This is a genomic window from Williamsia sp. Y844, assembly GCF_056786475.1.
Map to the genome: position 1 here is coordinate 318,606 of NZ_JBXCJB010000001.1, position 20,691 is coordinate 339,296.

Here is a 20,691-nt window from a genome sequence, read left to right on the forward strand (position 1 = left end):
CCGATGAGCGCAGCGACCATCGATCGGAAGGGTGAAGATCACTGATCTGGACCGAGCATTGTGTGATGCGCGTCACAATGGGGAGGTAGCCTCCTACCGCCCACAACGCACCCAGGAGTCACGGTGACCGACACCCAGGAACGCCGACCGGACCCAAACATCGATCTGATCCGCACCGACCCCGATCTACCGCCGGTGGCGGTCATCGATCGCAGCCCGATGACAGTCGGAAAGCGGGTCATCTTCGCGGTGATCGCCATCGTCGGCGCGTTCGCCTGGGCGATCATCGCGTTTGTGCGTGGCGAGTCCGTCAACGCCGTCTGGTTTGTCATCGCCGCGATCTGCACATACATCATCGGCTACCGGTTTTACGCGCGGCTCATCGAGATGAAGATCGTCCGTCCGCGCGATGATCACGCCACCCCGGCCGAGGTCCTCGACAACGCCCAGGATTACATGCCCACCGATCGACGGGTGTTGTTCGGCCACCACTTCGCGGCCATCGCCGGCGCCGGGCCGCTGGTGGGACCGGTGCTGGCGTCGCAGATGGGCTACCTGCCCGGCACCATCTGGATCATCATCGGCGCGGTGCTCGCCGGGTGCGTCCAGGATTACCTGGTGCTCTCGATCTCGGTGCGGCGACGAGGCAGAAGCCTCGGGCAGATGGCCCGCGACGAACTCGGAGATATCGGTGGATTTGCAGCATTGATCGCTGTCTTCGCCATCATGATCATCTTGATCGCGGTGCTGGCCCTGGTGGTTGTCAACGCGTTGGCCGAAAGTCCTTGGGGTGTCTTCTCGATCGCCATGACCATCCCCATCGCACTGTTCATGGGTGTGTATCTGCGCGTTCTGCGGCCGGGCCGGGTGTCAGAGGTCTCGCTGATCGGCTTCGCGCTGCTGATACTGGCGATCATCTCAGGACGCTGGGTTGGTGAATCGGGCTGGGGCCGCGACCTTTTCAGCCTTTCACCCGTGGTCCTGAGCTGGTGCATCATCATCTACGGATTCGCCGCGGCGGTGTTGCCCGTCTGGCTGCTGCTGGCACCGCGCGACTACCTGTCGACCTTCATGAAGGTCGGCACGATCGTGCTGCTGGCACTGGGCATCGTGATCGCACGACCGGTGATGCAAGCACCGGCGGTCAGCGAGTTCGCGAGCAACGGTGAGGGTCCGGCTTTTGCCGGAGCGTTGTTCCCGTTCCTCTTCATCACCATCGCGTGCGGCGCACTCTCGGGCTTCCATGCGCTGATCGCCTCGGGGACAACACCGAAGATGCTCGAGAAGGAAAGTCAGGCGCGGATCATCGGATACGGCGGCATGCTGACCGAGTCGTTTGTAGCGATCATGGCGTTGATCACCGCCTGCATCCTCAATCAGCACCTGTACTTTGCGATGAACGCACCGGCGGCGGTCACCGGTGGAACCCCGGAAACCGCTGCGGAATACGTCAACGGCCTGCCGGGCCTGCGGGGTGAACCTGCCACCGCCGCGCAATTGGAGGAAGCGGCCAGAGCAGTCGGCGAACAGTCGATCATCTCCAAGACCGGTGGCGCACCAACACTGGCGATGGGCATGGCCGACACCATGCAGAGTGCGTTCGGTGGAGAATCGTTGCGGTCCTTCTGGTATCACTTCGCGATCATGTTCGAGGCATTGTTCATCCTGACAACCGTGGACGCCGGGACCCGCGTCGCCCGGTTCATGCTCTCGGACGGGCTCAGCAATGTGAAGGGCGGCAAGCGTTTCAAAGATCCTTCGTGGCGTCCCGGCGCCTGGTTGTGCACCCTGATCGTGGTGGGCCTGTGGGGGTCGATCCTGCTGATGGGTGTGACCGATCCCCTCGGCGGCATCAACACCCTGTTCCCGCTCTTCGGCATCGCCAACCAGTTGCTGGCCGCAATCGCGTTGACGGTGGTGCTGGTGATCGTGCTCAAACGCGGACTGTTCAAATGGGCGTGGATCCCCGGTGTTCCGCTGGTCTGGGATCTGGTCGTGACCATGACCGCATCGTGGGAGAAGATCTTTTCGAACAATCCGGCCATCGGCTATTGGCAACAGCATCAAGATTTTGTCGATGCGAAGGATTCAGGCCTGACCGTCTTCAAAAACGCGAAAACATCCGGAGAGATCGATGCCGTGATCCGCAATACGTTCATCCAGGGCACGTTGTCGATCGTGTTTGCGGTGCTCGTCCTGATCGTCGTCATTGCGGCAATATTCGTGTCCATCAAGGCGATTCGCAATCGCGGCCTCCCCACCACCGAGGACGAACCGACCGAGTCCAGCATCTTCGCACCCAGCGGGATGATCGCAACACCGGCAGAAAAGGAGGTGCAGCGAGAATGGGACGAGTACCTCAAGGAGAAGCCACCACCAGTGGTTCGATGACGCGGCGCGGCATCCGGGCGGTGCGTTGGTACATCGGGTCGGTCATGGGCGACAACGACTATCAGCGCTACATCGCATACCACCGCTCACGACATCCGGACACGGCGCCGTTGACCGAGCGTGACTACTGGCGACATCGCTACGCCGCGCAGGACAACAATCCGCAAGGCCGCTGCTGCTGATTCGTCGGCGACCGCGAGAACGCCTGCTACGCGGCAGACGTGACCGCGGTACCGTCGCGGCGGGATGGTTCGATGTCGTGCCGTTTGACGAACAAGATGATGGCCAGGATCGGGTACACGAGGATGGGGGCGAAGGCCCCGACGTAGCTCTGCTGGTCCAGGAGGATCGCTGACCCGCTGAGTAGTGCGAAGTCGAAGAGTCCGTGCAGTATCGAGTTGAGGGCGTTGTTGCCCGAGACCCGGCGGGTCAGATAGAAGAAGTAGCCGGCGAAGCTGACCATGATCGCCTGCGGGATCGCGGAGGCACCATTGCCGAAGACGTTTGTCAGGTGGACTGCACCGAAGATGAGGCTGGACCACAACGCAACTCGGCCCTCTCGCAGGCCGTGGTTGCGCAGCATGGTCACACCGATACCGCGGAACATACCTTCCTCGCCCCACCCGACGAATTGGGTCGCAACGAGCAGCACAACGATGAACAGCCACCCTTTGTCGGCGAGCGCGCTGTAGTCGATGCCGATCAGGATGGCGACAAGCAGAACGATGGGCACCACCCACACCCAGCGGCTGACCGGGCGGTCGTCCTTGATCACCGGTCGCCACCAACCCAACGCTGCGACAACGGCATACGTGAACGCCAGGGCGAGCCCGAGTGGGATCACCATCGTGAAGACGACCCCGCGGGTGGTCAGGGTGTCGTCCTCGTCACCCCAACCCGCGATGAGTCGGCCACCGAACTGGATGATCACCAGGTACGCGATGACGACGACCGCGAACGCAATGTAGGAAAGTTGTCGCCCGCCGATTCGCGGTGCAGTCATGGGTTTCGGTGTTTTCACTACGCAAGGCTAACGGTGCGCCGCCGATAAACGTCAGGTCCGGTGCTGACCGACCTCGGTCACCGCCACGCACCACGGACGTACTGGGGCGCGTAAGGCGCCTGGGCCGTATCGAGTCCGAGTTCGTGCGCGGCGCGCAGTGGCCAGGCCGGCTCGCGCAGGGCGGCGCGAGCGAGCAGGACCGCGTCGGCGGCTTCGGAGGTGAGGATCTTTTCAGCCTGTCCGGGCTCGGTGATCAAACCGACCGCGGCAGTCGGCACCCCCGACTTCTCACGAATGGTCCGGGCAAACGGCACCTGATAGTCCGGGCCCACCGGGATGTCCGCCGCGACGTTGCCCCCCGATGAGGTATCGATGAGGTCCACACCCCGGGTCTGAAGGATGCCTGCGAGCTCCGCACTGTCCTCGGGTGTCCAGCCGCCCTCGGTCCAGTCGGTGGCCGAGAGCCGGACGAACAGCGGCTTGTCCGGCGGCCACACCGCGCGCACCGCCTCGACGACCTCGATCAGAAAACGTGTGCGTCCGGCGAAGTCGCCGCCGTACATGTCCTCGCGGTGATTGGACAACGGTGAGAGGAACTGGTGGATCAGATACCCGTGGGCCGCATGGAGTTCGATGACGTCGAACCCGGCCTCGTCGGCGCGGCGGGCCGCTGCGGCGAATGCCTGGACCAGGTCATCGATCCCCTTGCGGCTCAGGGCCTCCGGGGTGCTGTGTCCGTCAAACGCGATCGCCGACGGGGCGCTGGTCACCCAACCTCCATCGGCGGGCGAGATCGACCCACCGGCCTCCGCGAACGGAGCGTACGTCGACGCCTTGCGTCCGGCGTGCGCGAGCTGCATCCCGATCGCCGATCCCTGATCGTGGACGAAGTCGACGATCCGTCGCCACGCCTCGGTATGTCGACTACTCCATATCCCGGCGTCCTGCGGACTGATCCGGCCCTCCGCGTTGACGGCCGCTGCCTCGGTCATGATGAGGCCGAACCCGCCGGTCGCCCGGCTGCCCAGATGGACCAGATGCCAGTCGGTTGGCAGGCCGTCCCCTGCAAAGCAGCTGTACTGACACATCGGCGCCAGCCACACGCGGTTGGCAATCGTCAGTCCGCGGAGTGTGATCGGTGTGAAGAGCGCGGGGAGGGTCATACGGTCCACAACGATCGAGAGTCTTCATCGATTCCGACGGCAGACAGCCGGGTCCACAGTTGCTGCGCGAGCGAGACATCCAGGCCTGCGCCGACGAACTCATCGCTCCAGATCCGCTTGTCCGACCGGCGCAGATGCCACCCGATGAGACGTTCGACCTGTGCGTCCTCACTTGTCGCGGCATACAGGATCGGGAGGGCGCCCTCGCCGGCATCTCGGGAGATGGTCGCGTGCGCGAGCGCCATGACCGTCTTCTGCAGGATGCCGGTTGCTGCGTCATGCATGGGTGTGGTGCTCAGGCCGGGGTGTGCGATGAAACTGCGGACCGACGAATTCATCCCACGCAATCGCCGCTCGAGTTCGGCGGCGAAGAGCACGCTCGCAACTTTCGAGCGGACGTACGCACCGTTCGGTGAGTGGTCATGACCGAACGTCAGGTCCCCGAACTCGAGGTCGGCCCGGAACCGGCGATAGAGGTTGGAACCCACGCTGACCACGCGGGCATCATCACCGCGTTCGAGCAGTGGCAACAGCCGGTCGGCCAGAACAAAGTGTCCGACTACGTTGGTGGCGAAGGTGCTCTCGATGCCGTCGACGGTGACCACATGCGGCTGGTTCGCGATGCCCGCGTTGAGGACGAGGACGTCCAGCGGGATGTCGTCATCCAGCATCCGGGCAGCGAATGCGTCCACTGAAGCGAGGTCGGCCAGATCCAGTTCGTCGACCCGGCAGCGCGCTTCCGGGTGCGCAACGCGTACCGCAGCTGCCACCCGCTCCCCTTTGTCGAGATCACGGACCGCCAACACCACTTCTGCCCCGCGTGCCGCGAACTCCCGGACCACGATCGCGCCCAGACCGCTACTGGCTCCGGTGACGATCACTCGCCTGCCGGTCTGGTCGGGCATCTGATCCAGCGTCCAGTGGGTGGTGTTCTCGCTCATCGCTTCTCCTGGTCGTGGAATCGAGATCGAACTGATTCGGATAATTGATCCGCTTCGGCAACATTAGCAGAAGTGGATAGATCATCCGAATGGATTTCTCCTCCGGTACACTCGGCCTGTGGACGACATCCAGCACGCACATCGAGGCGAAGGCCTCCGCGCCGACGCGGTGCGCAATCGCGACGCGTTGCTGGCCGCGGCCCGCCACTGCCTCGCGTGCGGCGACGACACCCTCGCGATGAACGCACTGGCCAAAGACGCCGGAGTCGGGGTCGGGACGGCGTACCGACATTTCCCCAACCGGCAGGTGCTCCTCGAGGCCCTGGCCGTCGACTCCTTCGACAAGCTGGTGCTGATCGCCCGCGAAATCGCCGAGGATCCCGACACCGTGCACGCCTTGGCGCAACTGATCGGATCCGCGATCGAGTTCCAGCTCGACGACCCCGGCCTGGCCGCGGTGCTGGCATCGGAAACCCCCGCCTGCCCGGACACCAAGGAGCTGTTCGGCGAACTGGGACAACTGATTTCGCAGGTTCTCACGCGCGGGGTGCAAGAGGGTGTCATATCGGCGACACTCGATGCCGCCGATATCAAACATCTGATCTGCGGCACCGCGTTTGCGGTCCGGACCGCCGGCCGTGACTCACTGGACAACTACGTCCAGGTGCTCGTCAAAGGGCTACGCGCCTAAACGTCGCTGCCGGACATCGACCCCCGCCCGGCACGTCATTCATCCTGGGCCGAGCCCGCGGTCACCGCCTCGATCGCTTCCCACATCTGCAGCGCCAACTCACGATCGAGGCCGACGCCCCTGATCTCGTCGCTCCAGATCCGCTTGTCACCCCTTCGCAGGTGCCAGCCGATGAACCGGTCGGTCTCGGCCTGCTCGCTGGTCGCGGCGAAAAGGAGCGGCAGGACACCTTCCTCCGGCTCACGCGCCACTGTCGCATGCGCCACCGCCATCGCCGCCCTCGGCAGAACACCGGTCACCGTGTTGTGCATGGGGGTCTTGGTGAACCCCGGGTGTGCAACGAAACTCCTTACCGACGAACCACTTTCGCGTAGTCGCTTCTCGAGTTCGACAGCAAACAACACCGTGGCCACCTTCGCCCTGACGTAGGCACCGTGCGGCGAATGATCATGCTCAAAGGCCAGGTCGCTGAAGTCGACCTCCATCTTGACCCGGCGATAGAGGTTGGAGCCGACGCTGACCACCCGCCCCGCGCTTGCCCGTTCGAGAAGCGGCAACAGTTTGCCGGTCAGCTCAAAATGTCCGACGACGTCGGCCGCGAAGGTGCTCTCGATACCGTCCGCAGTGACGACGTGGGGCTGGTTGCCGATGCCTGCGTTGAGGATGAGACAGTCGATCGGCTTGTCCGAGGGGGTCATTCGATCCGAAAAGGCGCGGACCGACCGCAGGCTGGTCAGATCGATCTGCCCGACCTGCACCCTCGCATCAGATCGCGTCGCCCGAATTGCCTCCGCCACCCGTTGGCCTTTGACGACGTCTCGGACGGCCATCAACACCTCGGCGCCCCGCTTGGACAGCTCCCGGGCCATGATCGCGCCGAGCCCACTGCTGGCGCCGGTGATGACCACCCGCTTGCCGGTCTGATCCGGCATCGAACGCAGGTTCCAGTTGCAACAGGTGTCCGGCATCACAGCGCACCCTTCCCGGTGGCAGACGAAATCCGGTGTCCCCCGAATCTAACCTGTGGCGGGGTCGCTGCGGGCAGAAGTCGCCGGTGGTGATCGCGGCCATGGCGCACGCCGCGCAAATGTGGGTATGGTCGATCGGAGATCAACGACGATCAATACCGGACGATCGAAACCGTACCCGGGCAGCGACAAGACGGTACTTCCTCGGGGAGGTCCGAAACGTCATGGCATGGCTCGTATTGATTGCATCCGGTGTGTTCGAAGCAATTTGGGCAACAGCACTTGGCAAGTCCGAAGGGTTCACCCGACTGCAGCCGAGCATCGTCTTCGGGATCGGACTGATCATCTCGATGGCCGGACTCGCGTACGCGATGCGCACACTCCCCATCGGTACGTCTTACGCGATCTGGGTGGGCATCGGCGCCGCCCTCACCGTCGCCTACGCGATGGTCACCGGCACAGAGACCGCGTCTTTACTCAAGATCGCGCTCATCCTGATCATCGTCGGCGCCGTGGTCGGCCTCAAACTGGCACATTGACCTCGATCGCGCATCGCGAGTGCGTTCAGCCGACCCGGTTGAGCGCCAGTTGGCGGGTGACCACATCGACGATCCGGTCCGGTGTCGCGTTCAAGCCCCCCGACACCCACTCGGCGGTCAGTTCCGCGATCCCGCCGACCAGCAACAGCGCCAAGGGCCGGCGATCCTGCACCGGTACCGCGTCGTCGCCGAAAATCTCCGGAATCCTGGCCGCGAGCAGGCCTGCAAACTCGTTGACGATCGCGCGGCGATGTTCGCGGGTGGCGGCCAGGCCCAGAGACTCGGTGAGCACCACCCGCCCCTTGCGCTGATCTTCGGTCATGATTGCGATGAAAGCGCTTATCGCCGAACGAATCTGCTGCTCGGGCGCGGCATCCGGGTCGTCCGACAAGGCATCCAGGACCGCCGCCCGGACCTCTGAGGCGAGCTCGTCGAGCAGATCGCCCATCAACGCATCGAGTCCACCGAAGCTCTCGTAGAAGTACCGCTCACTCAGCCCCGCCGACCGACAGACCGCGGTCATCGTCGCCCGCTCCGCTCCCACGGACGAGACGACCTCCAATGCGGCATCGAGCAATTGCCTGCGCCGACGGCTCACCCGCTCGTGCGCGCTTGCGCCGCCGTACTTTCGCTCTGATACCGCCACCGCACAATGTTGACACCCCACCCCCATGTGATGCACGCTACGTAATCAGGAAGGCATGCCTGTCAGATAGGAAAGTGATTCATATGACCCATCGAACATCGCCCGCGCCGGTCGGCACCAAACCCATCGCCGGTAGTCGCAGCGTGCCGTTTCTGGGGCATTCCTACGCCTATTTCCGCAGGCCACTGGAGTTGATGGACAAGCAATATCGAACCATCGGTCCGGTGTCGGAGCTGTCGTTCCTTGGCCAGAAATGGGCGCTCGTGCTCGGCCCCGACGCCCTCGGGGAAGCCCTGATCAACCGCGACGGCGCACTGGTCAACGGGGCCGGTTGGCGCAGTCTGATCGGTCCGTTCTTCGATCGTGGCCTCATGTTGCTCGACGGCGACGAACATCGCAGCCACCGACGCATCCTGGCGAAGGCGTTCACCCGGGAGCGGTTGGCCGCCTACACCGAACTGATGCAGCCGACGATCGCCGAACACGTACGCACCTTGCCCGAGTCGGAGCACCACCTCGCGTACCCGACCCTCAAGGAACTCACCCTCGACATCGCGACCGAACTGTTCATGGGCGGCGCAGAGGACCTGCAACCCGGGGAAATTGACCGCGTCAACCGGTCGTTCATCGGTTGCGTCCAGGCAGCGACCTCGATCGTGCGCTATCCACTCCCCTTCACCCGCTGGCGCCGGGGCGTCCGTGGCCGGGCAACGCTCGAGGAGTTCTTCGCGAGGTATCTGCCGTCGCGTCGAGAAGGCCTCGGCGACGATGTGTTCAGCGTGTTGTGCCGGGTCGAGGCCGACGGTGAGCGACTGTCGGAACGCGACGTCATCAATCACATGATCTTCCTGATGATGGCCGCCCACGACACCTCCACCAGCACCCTGAGCACGGTCCTCTTCGAACTCGGGAAGCATCCGGAGTGGCAGGAACGCTGCCGCCAGGAATCGATGGCGCTGCAGACCGACTCCCCCAACCCGGACCAGCTCGGCGAACTGCGTTCGGCGACGCTCGTGATCAAAGAGTGTCAACGGTTGATCACCCCGGTCCCGGTGATCGTGCGACGAGCCCGCGCGGACACCATCATCGCGGGCCATCACATCCCCAAGGACACGCCGGTCGCACTGGGTTTGCATCACAACCATCACCTGCCCGAACTATGGACCGATCCGGACCGCTTTGATCCCGAACGCTTTTCAGACGAGCGGCAGGAGGACAAGGCGCACAAGTTCGCGTGGAACCCGTTCGGCGGTGGCGCGCATCGATGCCTCGGTCAGGTGTTCTCGGATCTCGAGGTGCGGTCGGTGCTGCACCACTACCTACTCAACTTCCGGTGGACCGTGCCCGCGGACAGGCCCGCACAACTCAGCTGGGTTTCACTGCCTTATCCGACCGACGGCATGCCGGTCGATCTGCGCCGGATCAGCTGATCACGAGCGGTCTGCGGCCGCTGCAAGCGCCAGGTCGGCCAGGAAGTTGTCGGCGAGGATGCGGACCCGCGTCCACTCCGGCGCCGACTCGAGCGCGTCGAAGGCCACCAGGTGAGAGTTGTCCGGCGAGGAGATCTCCGCCAGGAGTCGATCAAGGGACGTCAGATCGCGACCACAGGCCTCGCTGAGCCCCCACGGCATCGAGGTGGTGAGCTCGGTGAACTGCAGGGCGAGTTCGTCGACGCCAACGTCCAGGCGCTCGAGGAACGCGATCTGATCGGCCGCCGGTGATGCCAGGCGGCGAATGACCGATACCAACGCTCTCGTCCGCAGTTCGCCACCGCGCAGGTCCACCGATTCCGGCCGCCACCTATCACCCCCACTGCTCTCGATACGCGTCAGCGAATCAAAGCCTTGGGGGCCATCCCCTTCGAACATTAGTGACCATCCTCCGGCGGTTGGCGATCCCTCAGATGAATTAGCTATGCGCTGCATTCTTTACCAAAGTGTGCCATCTTGTCACCCACACAGCGAAGGGGGCCACAAAAAAGCCCGGACATCTCGGACTTCGCACGTTTTGATCACAGCCCGGCCTCATCGGGCGTCGCAAACTCTCAAGTTCGGGTTCAGACTTATATGTTTGCCGGGACCTGCGCATCGCGCGCTGAAGAGGAGCACCATGCACAAGTCCGGGCACGTAGGTATCTCGATTCGCGCTCGGCAAGCTGTGGTGGTGGCGATCGCAGCCCTTCTCGCCCTGGTATTGATGCCGGTCTCCCCGGCAAGCGCACAGTCCATCGTCCAACCGGTTGCCGCCGATCCGAGCGTGATCCACGCCGACGACGGCCGGTACTACATGTACGCAACCGCCGATGACTGGGGCGACGGTCAAGGCGCACACAACATGGCGATGTTCACCTCGTTCGACCTCGTCGACTGGGCCTACGTCGGCGACGTCTTTCCAACCGCGCCCTCGTGGCATCCCCCCGGCAATCTGGGCTGGGCTCCGTCGATACACAAGTCAGGCGGCACGTACACGCTGTACTACTCGCTGTATGACGTGACCAATCCGTGTATCGGCATGGCCACCTCCGAATCCCCGATCGGGCCATGGGCCGATCTCGGCCGACCCGTGTTCTGCGCGAATGATGTCGGCATCAAGGGCACCATCGACCCGTTCCTGTGGGACGACGGAACGTCGAAGACGTTGTTTGTCGGAAACTTTCACGGCATCTACGGTGTCCCGCTGAACGCCGACGGGACCGCACCGTCAGGTACTCCGGTCAAGGTCGCCGACGAGCGTTTCGAAGGTCCCGAGATCGTCTTCCGCGATGGCTACTACTACCTCTTCGTCTCGGCAGGCAACTGCTGCAACGGCGCCGACACCGCGTACCGGGTCCTGGCCGGCCGGTCCCAATCGCCGGCGGGCCCTTATCTCGACCGCAAGGGCGACGACCTCAACACCGGTGGCGGTGCTCTCCTGCTCGCCGGAAACCAGGCCTGGGCCGGCCCCGGGCACAACTCCGTCGTCACCGACGATGGCGGTACCGATTGGATGATCTACCACGCGGTGCCACGCGCGGATCTGAAACTGCCCAGTGGCGCTCAGCGGCGCGAGGGCATGATCGACCGCGTCGTGTGGGCGAATGGATGGCCCGAGGTCGGCGACGGTTCGCCGAACTCCACCGGGCCGGCATCGCCGGACGTCAAACTTCCCGTCCGCGTGACACTCACGCCGCAAACCCCCACCCGACTGCCCGAGGCCGGTGGCCCGGTCAACGCCAAGCTGATGATCACCGCACCTGCCGACCAGGCCTACACGGGGCAGGTCTGGGTCAACGTCCTGACTCCGGGCGGTACCACTGCGACAACGATTTTCGGCCCCGAGACCGTCGACGTCCCGGCCGGCCAGACCATCGAAAGGGCGATCTCCTACACGGTGCCTGCGGAATCCCCCGGCGGCATCTACGGCGTGTTCGGCTTCGCCGGCCCGACTGTCGAGGCACCTGCGGAGATGGGGACGATCACCCTGGTGAAGGACGGGCAGGCCCTGCCTCCGAACCCGGGCGGGACGAACTCCTCGCTCGCCTGACGGCGCGGCTCAAGCGGGTGCATGTTCAGGTTCAGGTGCCTCGGCTTGCAGGCGCCGGGCTATCTCGTCGAGCAACTCGCCGACGTCCGCGTTCTCGCCACCCGGATAGTCGGCAACGAACTCCGCAAGTCGTTGCCGCTGCGCCGCCAACAGTCTTTCGGCTTCCTTCACCCCGGCCGGGGTGATCACCGCCAGGCCGTGGCCCACGGTGATCAGTCCGCGTTCCTCCAGATGACGCGCCGTCTCCTCGACCTTGGGCAGCGGGGTCTGCGAGACCTCGGACATCGAACGGATGTCGCGGGTACCTTCCTCTGCGACCCTGCTGACCATCCACGCCTCGCCGCGCGACAACGGGCTGTTCGCGGCATCGACCACCACCTCCCACGCCCGCAGCTTGTCCTCACGGGCGAGTGTGCGCCAGATCTGCAGCCGCAACTCCTCCAGGGATGATCTCTCGCCGGACATGCCGAACGATGTCCCGGCATCCGGCATCTTGGTGACCTCACGCAGTGGAACCTCCGGCAACAGCCAGGAGAGCGCGAACGCCAGCGCGCCGATCGGAACGGCCACGATGAACACCGTTCCGAACGCGTCGGTATAGCCATCCAGGAACCAATTCTGAACGCCTGGTGGACAACTGCGCAGCGCCGACGACGATGCTTCCAGAACCTCTCCCGAACATCGGCCCACGGCACCTTCGGGCGAGCTGCCTGCCAGCTCCGAACTCAATCGGGAGTTGAAGACCGCGCCGAAAACGGCCACACCGACCGCTGCGCCGATCGTGCGGAAGAACGTCGCGCCGCTGGTCCCCGTCCCGAGATCTCGATATTCGATCCCATTCTGAACTGCGAGGATCAAGACCTGCATCACCATGCCGAGGCCGAGACCGAGCACGAACAGGTACAGCGCGATCGCGATATCCGATGACGAACGCTCCATCGTGGACAGCAGGTACAGACCAACGGTGAAGACGGCGGTGCCGAGGATCGGGAACACCTTGTAACGTCCCGTCCTACTGATGATCTGACCGCTGCCGATCGAGGTGATCAACAAGCCGATCATCATCGGGATCATGTTCAGACCCGACTCGGTCGGCGATTCCCCACGCACGGTCTGCAGGAACAACGGCATGAACGTGATGGCTCCGAACATCGCGAACCCGACCACGAAGCTCACCGACGACGCCACCGCGAACACCCGATTGGCGAACAGTCGCAGGGGGATCACCGGCTCCGTCGCGTACTTCTCGGTATATACAAATGCCGCAATACACACGACCCCGAGTGCACTGAGTCCCAGTATCAGCGCCGACGTCCAACCCCAGCGGTCACCGAAACTGGTCACCAGCACAATCGAGGTCGCGGCAGAAGCGAGCAGGAACACCCCGAGATAATCGATCTTCGGCTTGACCTGGGCTGTCGTGTTCGGCAGGACGAAGAAGACTGCGACCAGAGCGATCGCGCCGATCGGCAGGTTGACGTAGAAGACCCACCGCCAGCTGAGACTGTCGACGAAAAAGCCGCCGAGCAATGGTCCGGCGACACTGGCCAATCCGAAGACCGCGCCGAACATGCCCTGATAGCGGCCACGTTCACGCGCAGAGACCACATCACCAATGATGGCCTGCGCCAGCACAATCAGGCCGCCGCCGCCGACACCCTGCAGTGCCCGGAAGCCGATCAGCTGCCACATGGAGCCGGCGAGACCACACAGAGCCGAACCGACCAGGAAGATCACCACGCAGAGGATGAACAGAGGCTTGCGTCCGAGCAGGTCTCCGAGCTTGCCCCACAGCGGTGTGGTCACGGTGGTGGCGAGCATGTACGCGGTCACGACCCAGGTGAGGTGGTCGGCTCCACCGAGATCATTGACGATTGTCGGCAGCGCGGTCGACACGATTGTCTGGTCAAGCGCCGCCAGGAGCATCGCCAACATCAGTCCGCCAAAGATCGCGTAGATCTTCCGCTTCTCGAGTTCACCAGTGGGCGCGTCCGCGTCCGCACTCTTGGCTTCGGTCATGTTCCGGTCCTGTCCTCGTCGACCCGGTATTGACCTCTTGAGTCTCGCAGGTAGCCGCGGCGCATATGCCAGAAAACCGATTCCAAACCCGGTACCGGACCAACGGCGTCGAACCCCCACTTGTCCCTGCGGCCCCCACCCAGTAGCGTAGGCTCACCTAAGTTATGGTTGCCTAACAACTGCTGGGTTGCCCCAGCCCCACCACGGTAAATGCCGCGGGGACAACACGTTCCGGAGAACAAATTCGCCTGTCGGAGAACACTCCCAGTATGGGCGGCGCGATGTCGCGTCGCCAGATGATCAAATCGCTGGGTGTGGCGGCCACCGCACTCGCGGCCTTCGGCGCGACGGCTGCATGCTCCAATCGGACACCGGTCAACGAGGCCGCGGCCTCGAGTGGCGCGGGCGGGCCCTTCACACCCTTCACAGTGGTCGATCAGTACCAGAACACCATCGCCTTCGATACCCCGGTCGGACGCATCGTCTCGATCATCATCCCGGTGCCGTCCATGATCGCCGGTTCCGATCAGTCGATCGCCCGCAACGTGGGTGTGAACTCGAGCGCGATCGCGTTGGCCAAGAACGGCATGCTCGCCACCATGTTCCCCGGATTCCTCGACACACCAGTGGTTTCCGGCCCCGACTTCGTTCCCAACGTCGAGCAGGTGCTCTCGCTCAACCCGGACGTGGTGATCCAGTGGGGCGACAAAGGCGATGACATCGTGGCGCCGCTGCGCAATGCCGGGCTCAAGGTCATCCTGCTCAAATACGGCACCCAGGAAGACCTCGAGGCCTGGATCAACATCTTCGGCGACCTACTCGACAAGAAGCCGCAGGCCCAGGCGATCCTCGCGGCCATGGCCACCGACCGCAAGACCATCGAGTCCATCGCCGCTGCGAACACCGCCAAAGCGCCTCGCGTCATGTACTTCTACAACACACCCGAGACCAAGGTGTCGGCAGACAACACCTACATGGACTTCTGGATCACCTTGGCCGGCGGAAAGAACGTCGCCCTCGGAGCCGGCAAGGGCACCAGCGTCGCCGTCACCAAGGAACAGATCCTGACCTGGGATCCGGAGATCGTCGTCCTCGGCAACTTCGACCCCACAACACCCCAGGACATCTACAACGACTCCACCTGGGCGTCGCTGACGGCGGTCAAGAACAAGCGCGTCTACAAGGCACCCATCGGCGGCTTCTCATGGGACCCGCCATGCAACGAGTCGAACCTGATGTGGCTGTGGGTGGCTCAGGTCTTCTACCCCGACACCGATCTCGACCTGAACCTCCGCGCCCGTATTCGCGAAACATACAAGTCGCTCTACGCATTCGACGTGTCCGAAACCCAGATCGACGGCATCTTGCACCTGGAGACGAATTCGGTGAGCACGGGCTATGACACGTTCCACGCTTGAGGCCCGAGCTCCTGAATTCACACCGAATAGGGCGCGCAATCTCAACACCGTCGTGGTACCGGTTGTCCTGACCGTCGGCCTCATCACTGTTGCGCTGGCCGCACTTGCACTGGGCCGCTACACAATTCCGGTCAATGAGGTCGCGCGCATCCTGATCAATGAGGTCGTCCCGCTGGATCAGACGTGGACCGCGGTCGAGGAACAGGTTGTCCTGGGCGTTCGATTCCCGCGCCTGCTCCTGGGGATGCTGGTCGGAGGTGGACTGGCACTGGGCGGTTCGGCACTACAGGCCGTATTCCGCAATCCCCTGGTCAGTCCGCAGGTACTCGGCGTCTCGTCGGGTGCATCATTCGGCGGCGTCCTGGTGATCATGCTCGGCCTGGGTTCGGTGTTTCTCGTCGGTGGCGCATTCCTGTTCGGCATGGCCGCCTTGATGATGGTCATGGCGATCGGGAAAACCCGCACGGGCAGTTCCGTTCTCATGATCGTGCTCGGCGGCGTGGTGACCAGTGCATTCTTCGCAGCGCTCGTCTCGCTGGTCACCTACCTCGCCGACCCCTACAGCACCCTGCCGTCAATTGTGTTCTGGCTCATGGGGTCACTGGCCACCGCCGATATGGGCAAGGTGGTCATCGCGGGCATCCCGATCCTGCTCGGCAGCGCGGTCATCCTCGGCTTGCGATGGCGCGTGAACGTGCTCTCACTGGGCGACGACGACGCCGAAACACTCGGGGTCAATCCACACCGGATGCGCATGCTGCTACTGGTCATGGTTGCCCTGATGACCGCGGGAGCGGTGGCAGTCTCCGGCGTCATCGGATGGGTCGGACTGGTCATCCCCCACCTGGCCCGGCTCTGGGTCGGACCCGATCACCGGATCTCCATGCCGACAACCTTTGTGCTCGGCGCCGCATACCTGACGATCATCGACACACTGTCACGCACCATCAGCCCCAGCGAAATCCCCCTGGGGATCCTCACCGCGGTCATCGGTGCGCCGGTCTTTGTTGTCCTCCTCCGCAAATCGAACAGGCAGGCATTCATCAGTGCTTGAGCTACAAGATCTCGGATTTCACTACCCCCAGCAAGATTGGGTGTTCCGTCATACCAATGTGACCATCGCGTCCGGTGCGATCACCTCGATCCTGGGTCCCAACGGCAAGGGAAAGACCACGCTGCTCCGGTGCATCGCCGGTCTCGCCCGCCCGCAGGAGGGCAGCGTGGTCCGTGATGCGAATATCGGATACGTGCCGCAGGCGACACTGTCGAATGTCGGATACACGGTCTTCGACATGGTGCTGATGGGGTGCGCCAAGAAGGTGTCGGTATTCGGCACGCCCAGCAAGGCTGATCTGGCGCTGACCAGCCAATCCCTGCAACGGGTTGGGATCGAGCACCTCGCCGACTCGAGCTTCGCCGAATTGTCTGGCGGACAACGACAATTGGTACTCATCGCGCGCGCCCTGACCACCGGGTGCACTTTCATGATCCTCGACGAGCCGGTCTCCGCGCTCGATCTGAAGAACCAAGCCCGGGTTCTGCAACTGCTTCGCGAACTCGCGACAGAAGGAATGGGGATTCTGCTGACCACCCATCACCCCGACCATGCGCTGCATCTGCGCGGCGACGCCATCGTGATGTACAGCGCCGAAGAGATCGAACTCGGCACCGTGGAAGATCTGGTGACCGGCGAAAACCTCTCGCGGCTCTACGACATCGACGTCGCGACCGAGACCATCATCGACCGGGGCAACCCGCGGACGGTGGTGTACACCCGCTACGACAACATCGCGGTGGCCGACAATGGCCACCGCACCAAGGAAAGTGCACTGCAATGACAGCCGAAAGTCTGACGGCCCCTGATTTTTCAGCCGATTCCGACGCCCTGACCACCACCCCCGTCCTACATCTGGTGATGGGATCCAATACCGGGATGTCGGGGGGACCCACCACCTCCGGACTGACGTCCAACATCGACATCTACTCACTGGGGTCGGTCGACCTGAGTTCGGTACGCGGACTGATCATCAACGGCAACTGCGATCAGATCTTCCTCGAACGCAAGCGGGACATCCTGATCGACTTCGTCACCACCGGCGGCCGCGTTGCCGTGATGGGCCATCCACTGACCGATTTCCTTCCCGGGCTCGGACAATGGCGCAAGTTTGAATATTCCGGCCCGAAAGACCTCGCGATCCACGCCGGTACCCCCCATCCGGTCTGGGCAGGTGTGGACACTGCCGACCTGAGCTTCCGGCGAGAGGTGTCCGGATTCTACGGTCGCGGATACAGCCAGAAACTGCCGGAAGGTGCGATCGTTACGAACTTCATCGGCAGGCACCTCCTTCCGGTCGACTACGTGTACCCACTCGGCGACGGCGAGGTCCTGGTCCACGGCGGCATCGATCTCGCTGTCTACCAGGATGATCCGAACACATCGTCGCGTGTGTTCGGCCAACTGCTGACCTGGCTTGCCCGACTTGATGGAAAGGACAACCGATGACCACCGTCGAACCCTTCAACCGCACCGACCGCGCTCCCCTGTCGACCGGCACGCTGGCGATCGTCCACGGCGGATCCCATTTCCATCTGCAGACGATCAAAGACCCGGCGGTCAAGGTATTTCAGCCGGAATTCCATTATCTACCGGACATCAAGCCAGGCGACCTCGACGGCGTCACCACGCTGATCCTGGCCGACCGTCTGCATCCGGAACTCCTGCGGGCGCACGCCGACGAGTTCTTGGCCGTCGCACAACGTGGCGGAACCCTCGTGGTCCTCGGTGAGAATGCCGCGCACACATGGTTGCCCGGTGTCTCGTGGAGTCCGCGCCCCACCAACTTCTGGTGGTGGCGCACGGGTGAAGATCCGTTGATCCGTACCCGCAGCCACGACCACGAAGCGTGGAAGTTCCTGACCACCAAGGCGGTGATCTGGCACCACCACGGACTGCTGCACACCGATGCCGATGTGGTGCCGCTACTGGTCTCCGAAGAACCCGATGCACAGGGTGATTCACACGACGCCGGGATGATGCTCTTCGAGGACACCACCTCCACCCGCGGCCGCATCATCGCCACCACGTTGGATCCGACCTACCACCACGGCAACAACTTCATGCCTGGCTCGACGCGGTTCCTGTACGCCCTGCTGCGCTGGGTCGACCGCACCTGATCGGTGTCCTCATTCACCGGATGCGGAGAGTCGATACCCGACACCCCGAACTGTTTGAATTGACTTGCAGCCGAACGGCGTATCGATTCGACGTCGCAGATACCCGGCGTAGACCTCCACCACGTTCTCATCGCCCCGATAGTTGACGTCCCACGCCGCCTGCAGGATCTCCGCTTTGCTCACCACCGAACCCCTGTTCCGCATGAGGAACTCGAGCATCGAGAACTCTCGCGGCGTCAGCGTGATCTCGGTGTCGCCGCGTCTGACCACATGTGCGGCCGGATCGAGCGACAGGGTGCCCGCTGTCAGCACGGTGGGGCGTTCCGGCGCACCCCGCCGAACGAGGGCACGCAGCCGCGCCACCAGGACCGCGACGGAGAACGGTTTGACGATGTAGTCGTCGGCGCCGAGGTCGAAGGCATCGACCTGGTCGTACTCCCCGTCTTTGGCGGTGAGCATCAGTACCGGAGTCCACACGGATTCTCCACGGAGGCGGCGCACCAGTTCATAACCGTTGAGTCTGGGCATCATGATGTCGCAGACCACCGCATCGTAGGTTCCCTGCATCGCCAGCGCGAGACCGTCTTCGCCGTTGTGGGCCACCTCGACAACCCAGCCTTCGGCGACCAATGTCCGCCGAAGTGTCTCGGCGCCGTTGCGATCATCTTCGACCACGAGCACTCGCATGTCATCGTCTCCTGATTCGGCTAGAACGACTCCGGGGCCGCGGGCCAATCACGGTCTGGACGGTCGATGTCGAGGGCAATGGTCACCGTGGTGCCGCCCCCGGCGGTATCGCTGATCTCGACGGTCCCATGGTGCGCGCGGACGATCTCGTCGACGATCGCGAGCCCAAGCCCGCTTCCACCACGCGACCGATCCCGATCGGTATCGAGCCGGACGAACCGATCGAACACGGTGGCCTTGTCCGAATCCGGGATACCGGGTCCGTCGTCGATGATTCTCAGCAGACCCCGACAAGACTTCTCATCGATCTCCATCTCGAAGCGGACCACCCCGTCGGCGTGCCGGGCAGCGTTGTCGGCGATGTTGCGCACCGCGCGGGTCAGCTTGTCGGCGTCACCGCAAACCCTGATGGGCGTGATGTCGACCTGCACATCAAGCGAGGTGAGAGCTTCCAGCCGGGAAGCTTCGGCGTCCACGATCTCGTCAAGATCAACGTCTTCGGCACTGACCGGGACGCCGTATTCGTCGGATCGGGCCAGCAACAACAGATCGTCGACCATCTGAGAAAGCCGTCTCGCCTCGGGCAGCAAGATGTCTTCCACGGTGTCCGGATCTATCGAATTACCCGTGGTCCGTGAGAGATCGAGTAGGCCAACCAGCGTCATCAACGGACTACGCAATTCGTGAGAGGCGTCGCCGATGAACCGGAGCTGCTGCTGTCTGGCGTCCTCGAGACCACCGAGCATGTCGTTCATCGTCGTCGCCAAGGTCGAGATCTCATCCCTGGTACCCGGAACCCGCACTCGTTTGCGCAGATCGGTACTGGTGATGGCGGCGACCTGCGCCCTGATCTCTTCGACGGGGCGAAGGGTTCGGCCGACCAGATAGTAAGTCGCAACGCCGATCAACAACAAGAGGAACGGAAACACCAGGCACAGCAGAATTGCCACGGTTGCCAGAACCTTGTGGATCGGACCTTCGGCCGCACCGACCACCACGGTCACGTCACCACTGCCGGACGCGACACCCATCGCCGTGACCCGATATTCGGCATCGCGCCCCGGAAAGGTCACACCGTCGGCGGTGCGGCGGACGTCGACGGCCAGCGGCGAGACCAGCGGCACGTGCGGAGTGCCGGGACTGACCGCGACCACCCGCCCGCTGCTGTCGATCACCTGGATGACGTCCAGGTTCTCGGTCGGCAGAAGGACCGACTCGTCCAAGCCCGCAAGGCCTTCGTCCTCGATGGTGGTTGCGACTTCATGTGCGCGTGCCGACGTCGCGGAATCTGCGGAGTTCAGCAGCGTTTGATAGAGGACGAACAGCAGGATGGCAGCTGCCAATGCCAGAGCGAGCGCCAGCAATGTGGTGGCCAGGATGGTCAGCCGACCCCGAACGCTGGCCACAGCGGATGCGGTCCAACCGAAGATCCGCCGGGCATCCATTCCCGAAATCTATACGTGCAGCGGTGATCGACGGAACCGGACTCAGCGTCTGCTCAGGAGATCGCAGCGTCCTCACAGGACCAC

General features: G+C 63.5%; 20 protein-coding genes and 1 riboswitch. Of the genes, 11 read left to right on the forward strand and 9 right to left on the reverse strand.

All coding sequences use genetic code 11. The annotated features are described in order from the left end of the window. Window positions 1-123: 123 nt before the first annotated feature. Both AC1TQG_RS01565 and AC1TQG_RS01570 read left to right on the forward strand, forming a co-directional pair. The gene (locus AC1TQG_RS01565; RefSeq protein ID WP_482135196.1) at window positions 124-2,391 is read left to right on the forward strand and encodes a carbon starvation CstA family protein; all 2,268 of its coding nucleotides are present in this window, start codon (window positions 124-126) and stop codon (window positions 2,389-2,391) included. Further along, window positions 2,388-2,573 (forward strand): YbdD/YjiX family protein, encoded by a 186-nt coding sequence (locus tag AC1TQG_RS01570; RefSeq protein ID WP_482135197.1) that lies wholly within the window; start codon window positions 2,388-2,390, stop codon window positions 2,571-2,573. The genes AC1TQG_RS01565 and AC1TQG_RS01570 overlap by 4 nt, the downstream gene beginning before the upstream one ends. A gap of 26 nt (window positions 2,574-2,599) precedes the next feature. Here the strand turns inward: AC1TQG_RS01570 and AC1TQG_RS01575 are convergent, their stop codons facing one another. The 3 genes from AC1TQG_RS01575 to AC1TQG_RS01585 form a co-directional block, all read right to left on the reverse strand. Continuing rightward, window positions 2,600-3,394 (reverse strand): CPBP family intramembrane glutamic endopeptidase, encoded by a 795-nt coding sequence (locus AC1TQG_RS01575; protein ID WP_482135198.1) that lies wholly within the window; start codon window positions 3,392-3,394, stop codon window positions 2,600-2,602. 77 nt (window positions 3,395-3,471) lie between these two features. Beyond that, entirely contained in the window at window positions 3,472-4,557 is a 1,086-nt protein-coding gene (locus AC1TQG_RS01580) for an NADH:flavin oxidoreductase/NADH oxidase (RefSeq protein ID WP_482135199.1), read from the reverse strand. Continuing rightward, on the reverse strand, window positions 4,554-5,498 hold the full coding sequence (locus tag AC1TQG_RS01585) for an SDR family NAD(P)-dependent oxidoreductase (RefSeq protein WP_482135200.1): 945 nt from the start codon (window positions 5,496-5,498) through the stop codon (window positions 4,554-4,556). The genes AC1TQG_RS01580 and AC1TQG_RS01585 overlap by 4 nt, the downstream gene beginning before the upstream one ends. Window positions 5,499-5,616: 118 nt before the next feature. On the opposite strand from AC1TQG_RS01585, the gene AC1TQG_RS01590 reads away from it, so the two are divergent. Further along, a complete protein-coding gene (locus tag AC1TQG_RS01590) occupies window positions 5,617-6,189 on the forward strand; it encodes a TetR/AcrR family transcriptional regulator (protein WP_482135201.1) in 573 nt (190 codons plus the stop codon). 35 nt (window positions 6,190-6,224) lie between these two features. On the opposite strand, the gene AC1TQG_RS01595 is transcribed toward AC1TQG_RS01590, so the two are convergent. After that, entirely contained in the window at window positions 6,225-7,121 is an 897-nt protein-coding gene (locus tag AC1TQG_RS01595; RefSeq protein WP_482135202.1) for an SDR family NAD(P)-dependent oxidoreductase, read from the reverse strand. Window positions 7,122-7,292: 171 nt separating this feature from the next. Beyond that, a riboswitch (guanidine-III (ykkC-III) riboswitch) is annotated at window positions 7,293-7,360 on the forward strand. Between the two features lie 21 nt (window positions 7,361-7,381). On the opposite strand from AC1TQG_RS01595, the gene AC1TQG_RS01600 reads away from it, so the two are divergent. Then, window positions 7,382-7,696, forward strand: a complete 315-nt coding sequence (locus tag AC1TQG_RS01600) for a DMT family transporter (RefSeq protein WP_482135203.1) — start codon at window positions 7,382-7,384, stop codon at window positions 7,694-7,696. 25 nt (window positions 7,697-7,721) lie between these two features. On the opposite strand, the gene AC1TQG_RS01605 is transcribed toward AC1TQG_RS01600, so the two are convergent. Continuing rightward, complete coding sequence (locus tag AC1TQG_RS01605) at window positions 7,722-8,342, reverse strand: TetR/AcrR family transcriptional regulator (RefSeq protein WP_482135204.1); 621 nt, start codon at window positions 8,340-8,342, stop codon at window positions 7,722-7,724. 83 nt (window positions 8,343-8,425) lie between these two features. Between AC1TQG_RS01605 and AC1TQG_RS01610 the strand changes: the two genes are divergently transcribed. After that, window positions 8,426-9,772: a cytochrome P450 gene (locus AC1TQG_RS01610; protein ID WP_482135205.1), complete on the forward strand. Its 1,347-nt coding sequence runs from the start codon at window positions 8,426-8,428 to the stop codon at window positions 9,770-9,772. Here the strand turns inward: AC1TQG_RS01610 and AC1TQG_RS01615 are convergent, their stop codons facing one another. Beyond that, the gene (locus AC1TQG_RS01615; protein WP_482135206.1) at window positions 9,773-10,210 is read right to left on the reverse strand and encodes a hypothetical protein; all 438 of its coding nucleotides are present in this window, start codon (window positions 10,208-10,210) and stop codon (window positions 9,773-9,775) included. It lies immediately after the preceding gene. Window positions 10,211-10,451: 241 nt separating this feature from the next. On the opposite strand from AC1TQG_RS01615, the gene AC1TQG_RS01620 reads away from it, so the two are divergent. After that, window positions 10,452-11,864 (forward strand): family 43 glycosylhydrolase, encoded by a 1,413-nt coding sequence (locus AC1TQG_RS01620; protein ID WP_482135207.1) that lies wholly within the window; start codon window positions 10,452-10,454, stop codon window positions 11,862-11,864. A gap of 9 nt (window positions 11,865-11,873) precedes the next feature. Here the strand turns inward: AC1TQG_RS01620 and AC1TQG_RS01625 are convergent, their stop codons facing one another. After that, window positions 11,874-13,883 carry an MDR family MFS transporter gene (locus tag AC1TQG_RS01625; RefSeq protein ID WP_482135208.1) on the reverse strand — a complete coding sequence of 670 codons (2,010 nt, stop codon included), beginning with the start codon at window positions 13,881-13,883 and terminating at the stop codon, window positions 11,874-11,876. Between the two features lie 269 nt (window positions 13,884-14,152). On the opposite strand from AC1TQG_RS01625, the gene AC1TQG_RS01630 reads away from it, so the two are divergent. The 5 genes from AC1TQG_RS01630 to AC1TQG_RS01650 are packed head-to-tail and all read left to right on the forward strand — an operon-like array spanning window position 14,153 to window position 18,475. Next, window positions 14,153-15,301, forward strand: a complete 1,149-nt coding sequence (locus tag AC1TQG_RS01630; protein ID WP_482135209.1) for an ABC transporter substrate-binding protein — start codon at window positions 14,153-14,155, stop codon at window positions 15,299-15,301. After that, the gene (locus AC1TQG_RS01635) at window positions 15,282-16,355 is read left to right on the forward strand and encodes a FecCD family ABC transporter permease (RefSeq protein WP_482135210.1); all 1,074 of its coding nucleotides are present in this window, start codon (window positions 15,282-15,284) and stop codon (window positions 16,353-16,355) included. Before AC1TQG_RS01630 ends, AC1TQG_RS01635 begins: the two co-directional genes overlap by 20 nt. Window positions 16,356-16,413: 58 nt before the next feature. Continuing rightward, the gene (locus AC1TQG_RS01640; RefSeq protein ID WP_482135211.1) at window positions 16,414-17,139 is read left to right on the forward strand and encodes an ABC transporter ATP-binding protein; all 726 of its coding nucleotides are present in this window, start codon (window positions 16,414-16,416) and stop codon (window positions 17,137-17,139) included. Next, the gene (locus AC1TQG_RS01645; RefSeq protein ID WP_482135212.1) at window positions 17,136-17,804 is read left to right on the forward strand and encodes a hypothetical protein; all 669 of its coding nucleotides are present in this window, start codon (window positions 17,136-17,138) and stop codon (window positions 17,802-17,804) included. Before AC1TQG_RS01640 ends, AC1TQG_RS01645 begins: the two co-directional genes overlap by 4 nt. After that, on the forward strand, window positions 17,801-18,475 hold the full coding sequence (locus tag AC1TQG_RS01650) for a hypothetical protein (protein ID WP_482135213.1): 675 nt from the start codon (window positions 17,801-17,803) through the stop codon (window positions 18,473-18,475). Before AC1TQG_RS01645 ends, AC1TQG_RS01650 begins: the two co-directional genes overlap by 4 nt. A gap of 9 nt (window positions 18,476-18,484) precedes the next feature. Here the strand turns inward: AC1TQG_RS01650 and AC1TQG_RS01655 are convergent, their stop codons facing one another. Continuing rightward, entirely contained in the window at window positions 18,485-19,162 is a 678-nt protein-coding gene (locus AC1TQG_RS01655; RefSeq protein ID WP_482135214.1) for a response regulator transcription factor, read from the reverse strand. Between the two features lie 20 nt (window positions 19,163-19,182). Next, the gene (locus tag AC1TQG_RS01660; RefSeq protein WP_482135215.1) at window positions 19,183-20,607 is read right to left on the reverse strand and encodes a sensor histidine kinase; all 1,425 of its coding nucleotides are present in this window, start codon (window positions 20,605-20,607) and stop codon (window positions 19,183-19,185) included. Between the last annotated feature and the right edge of the window lie 84 nt (window positions 20,608-20,691).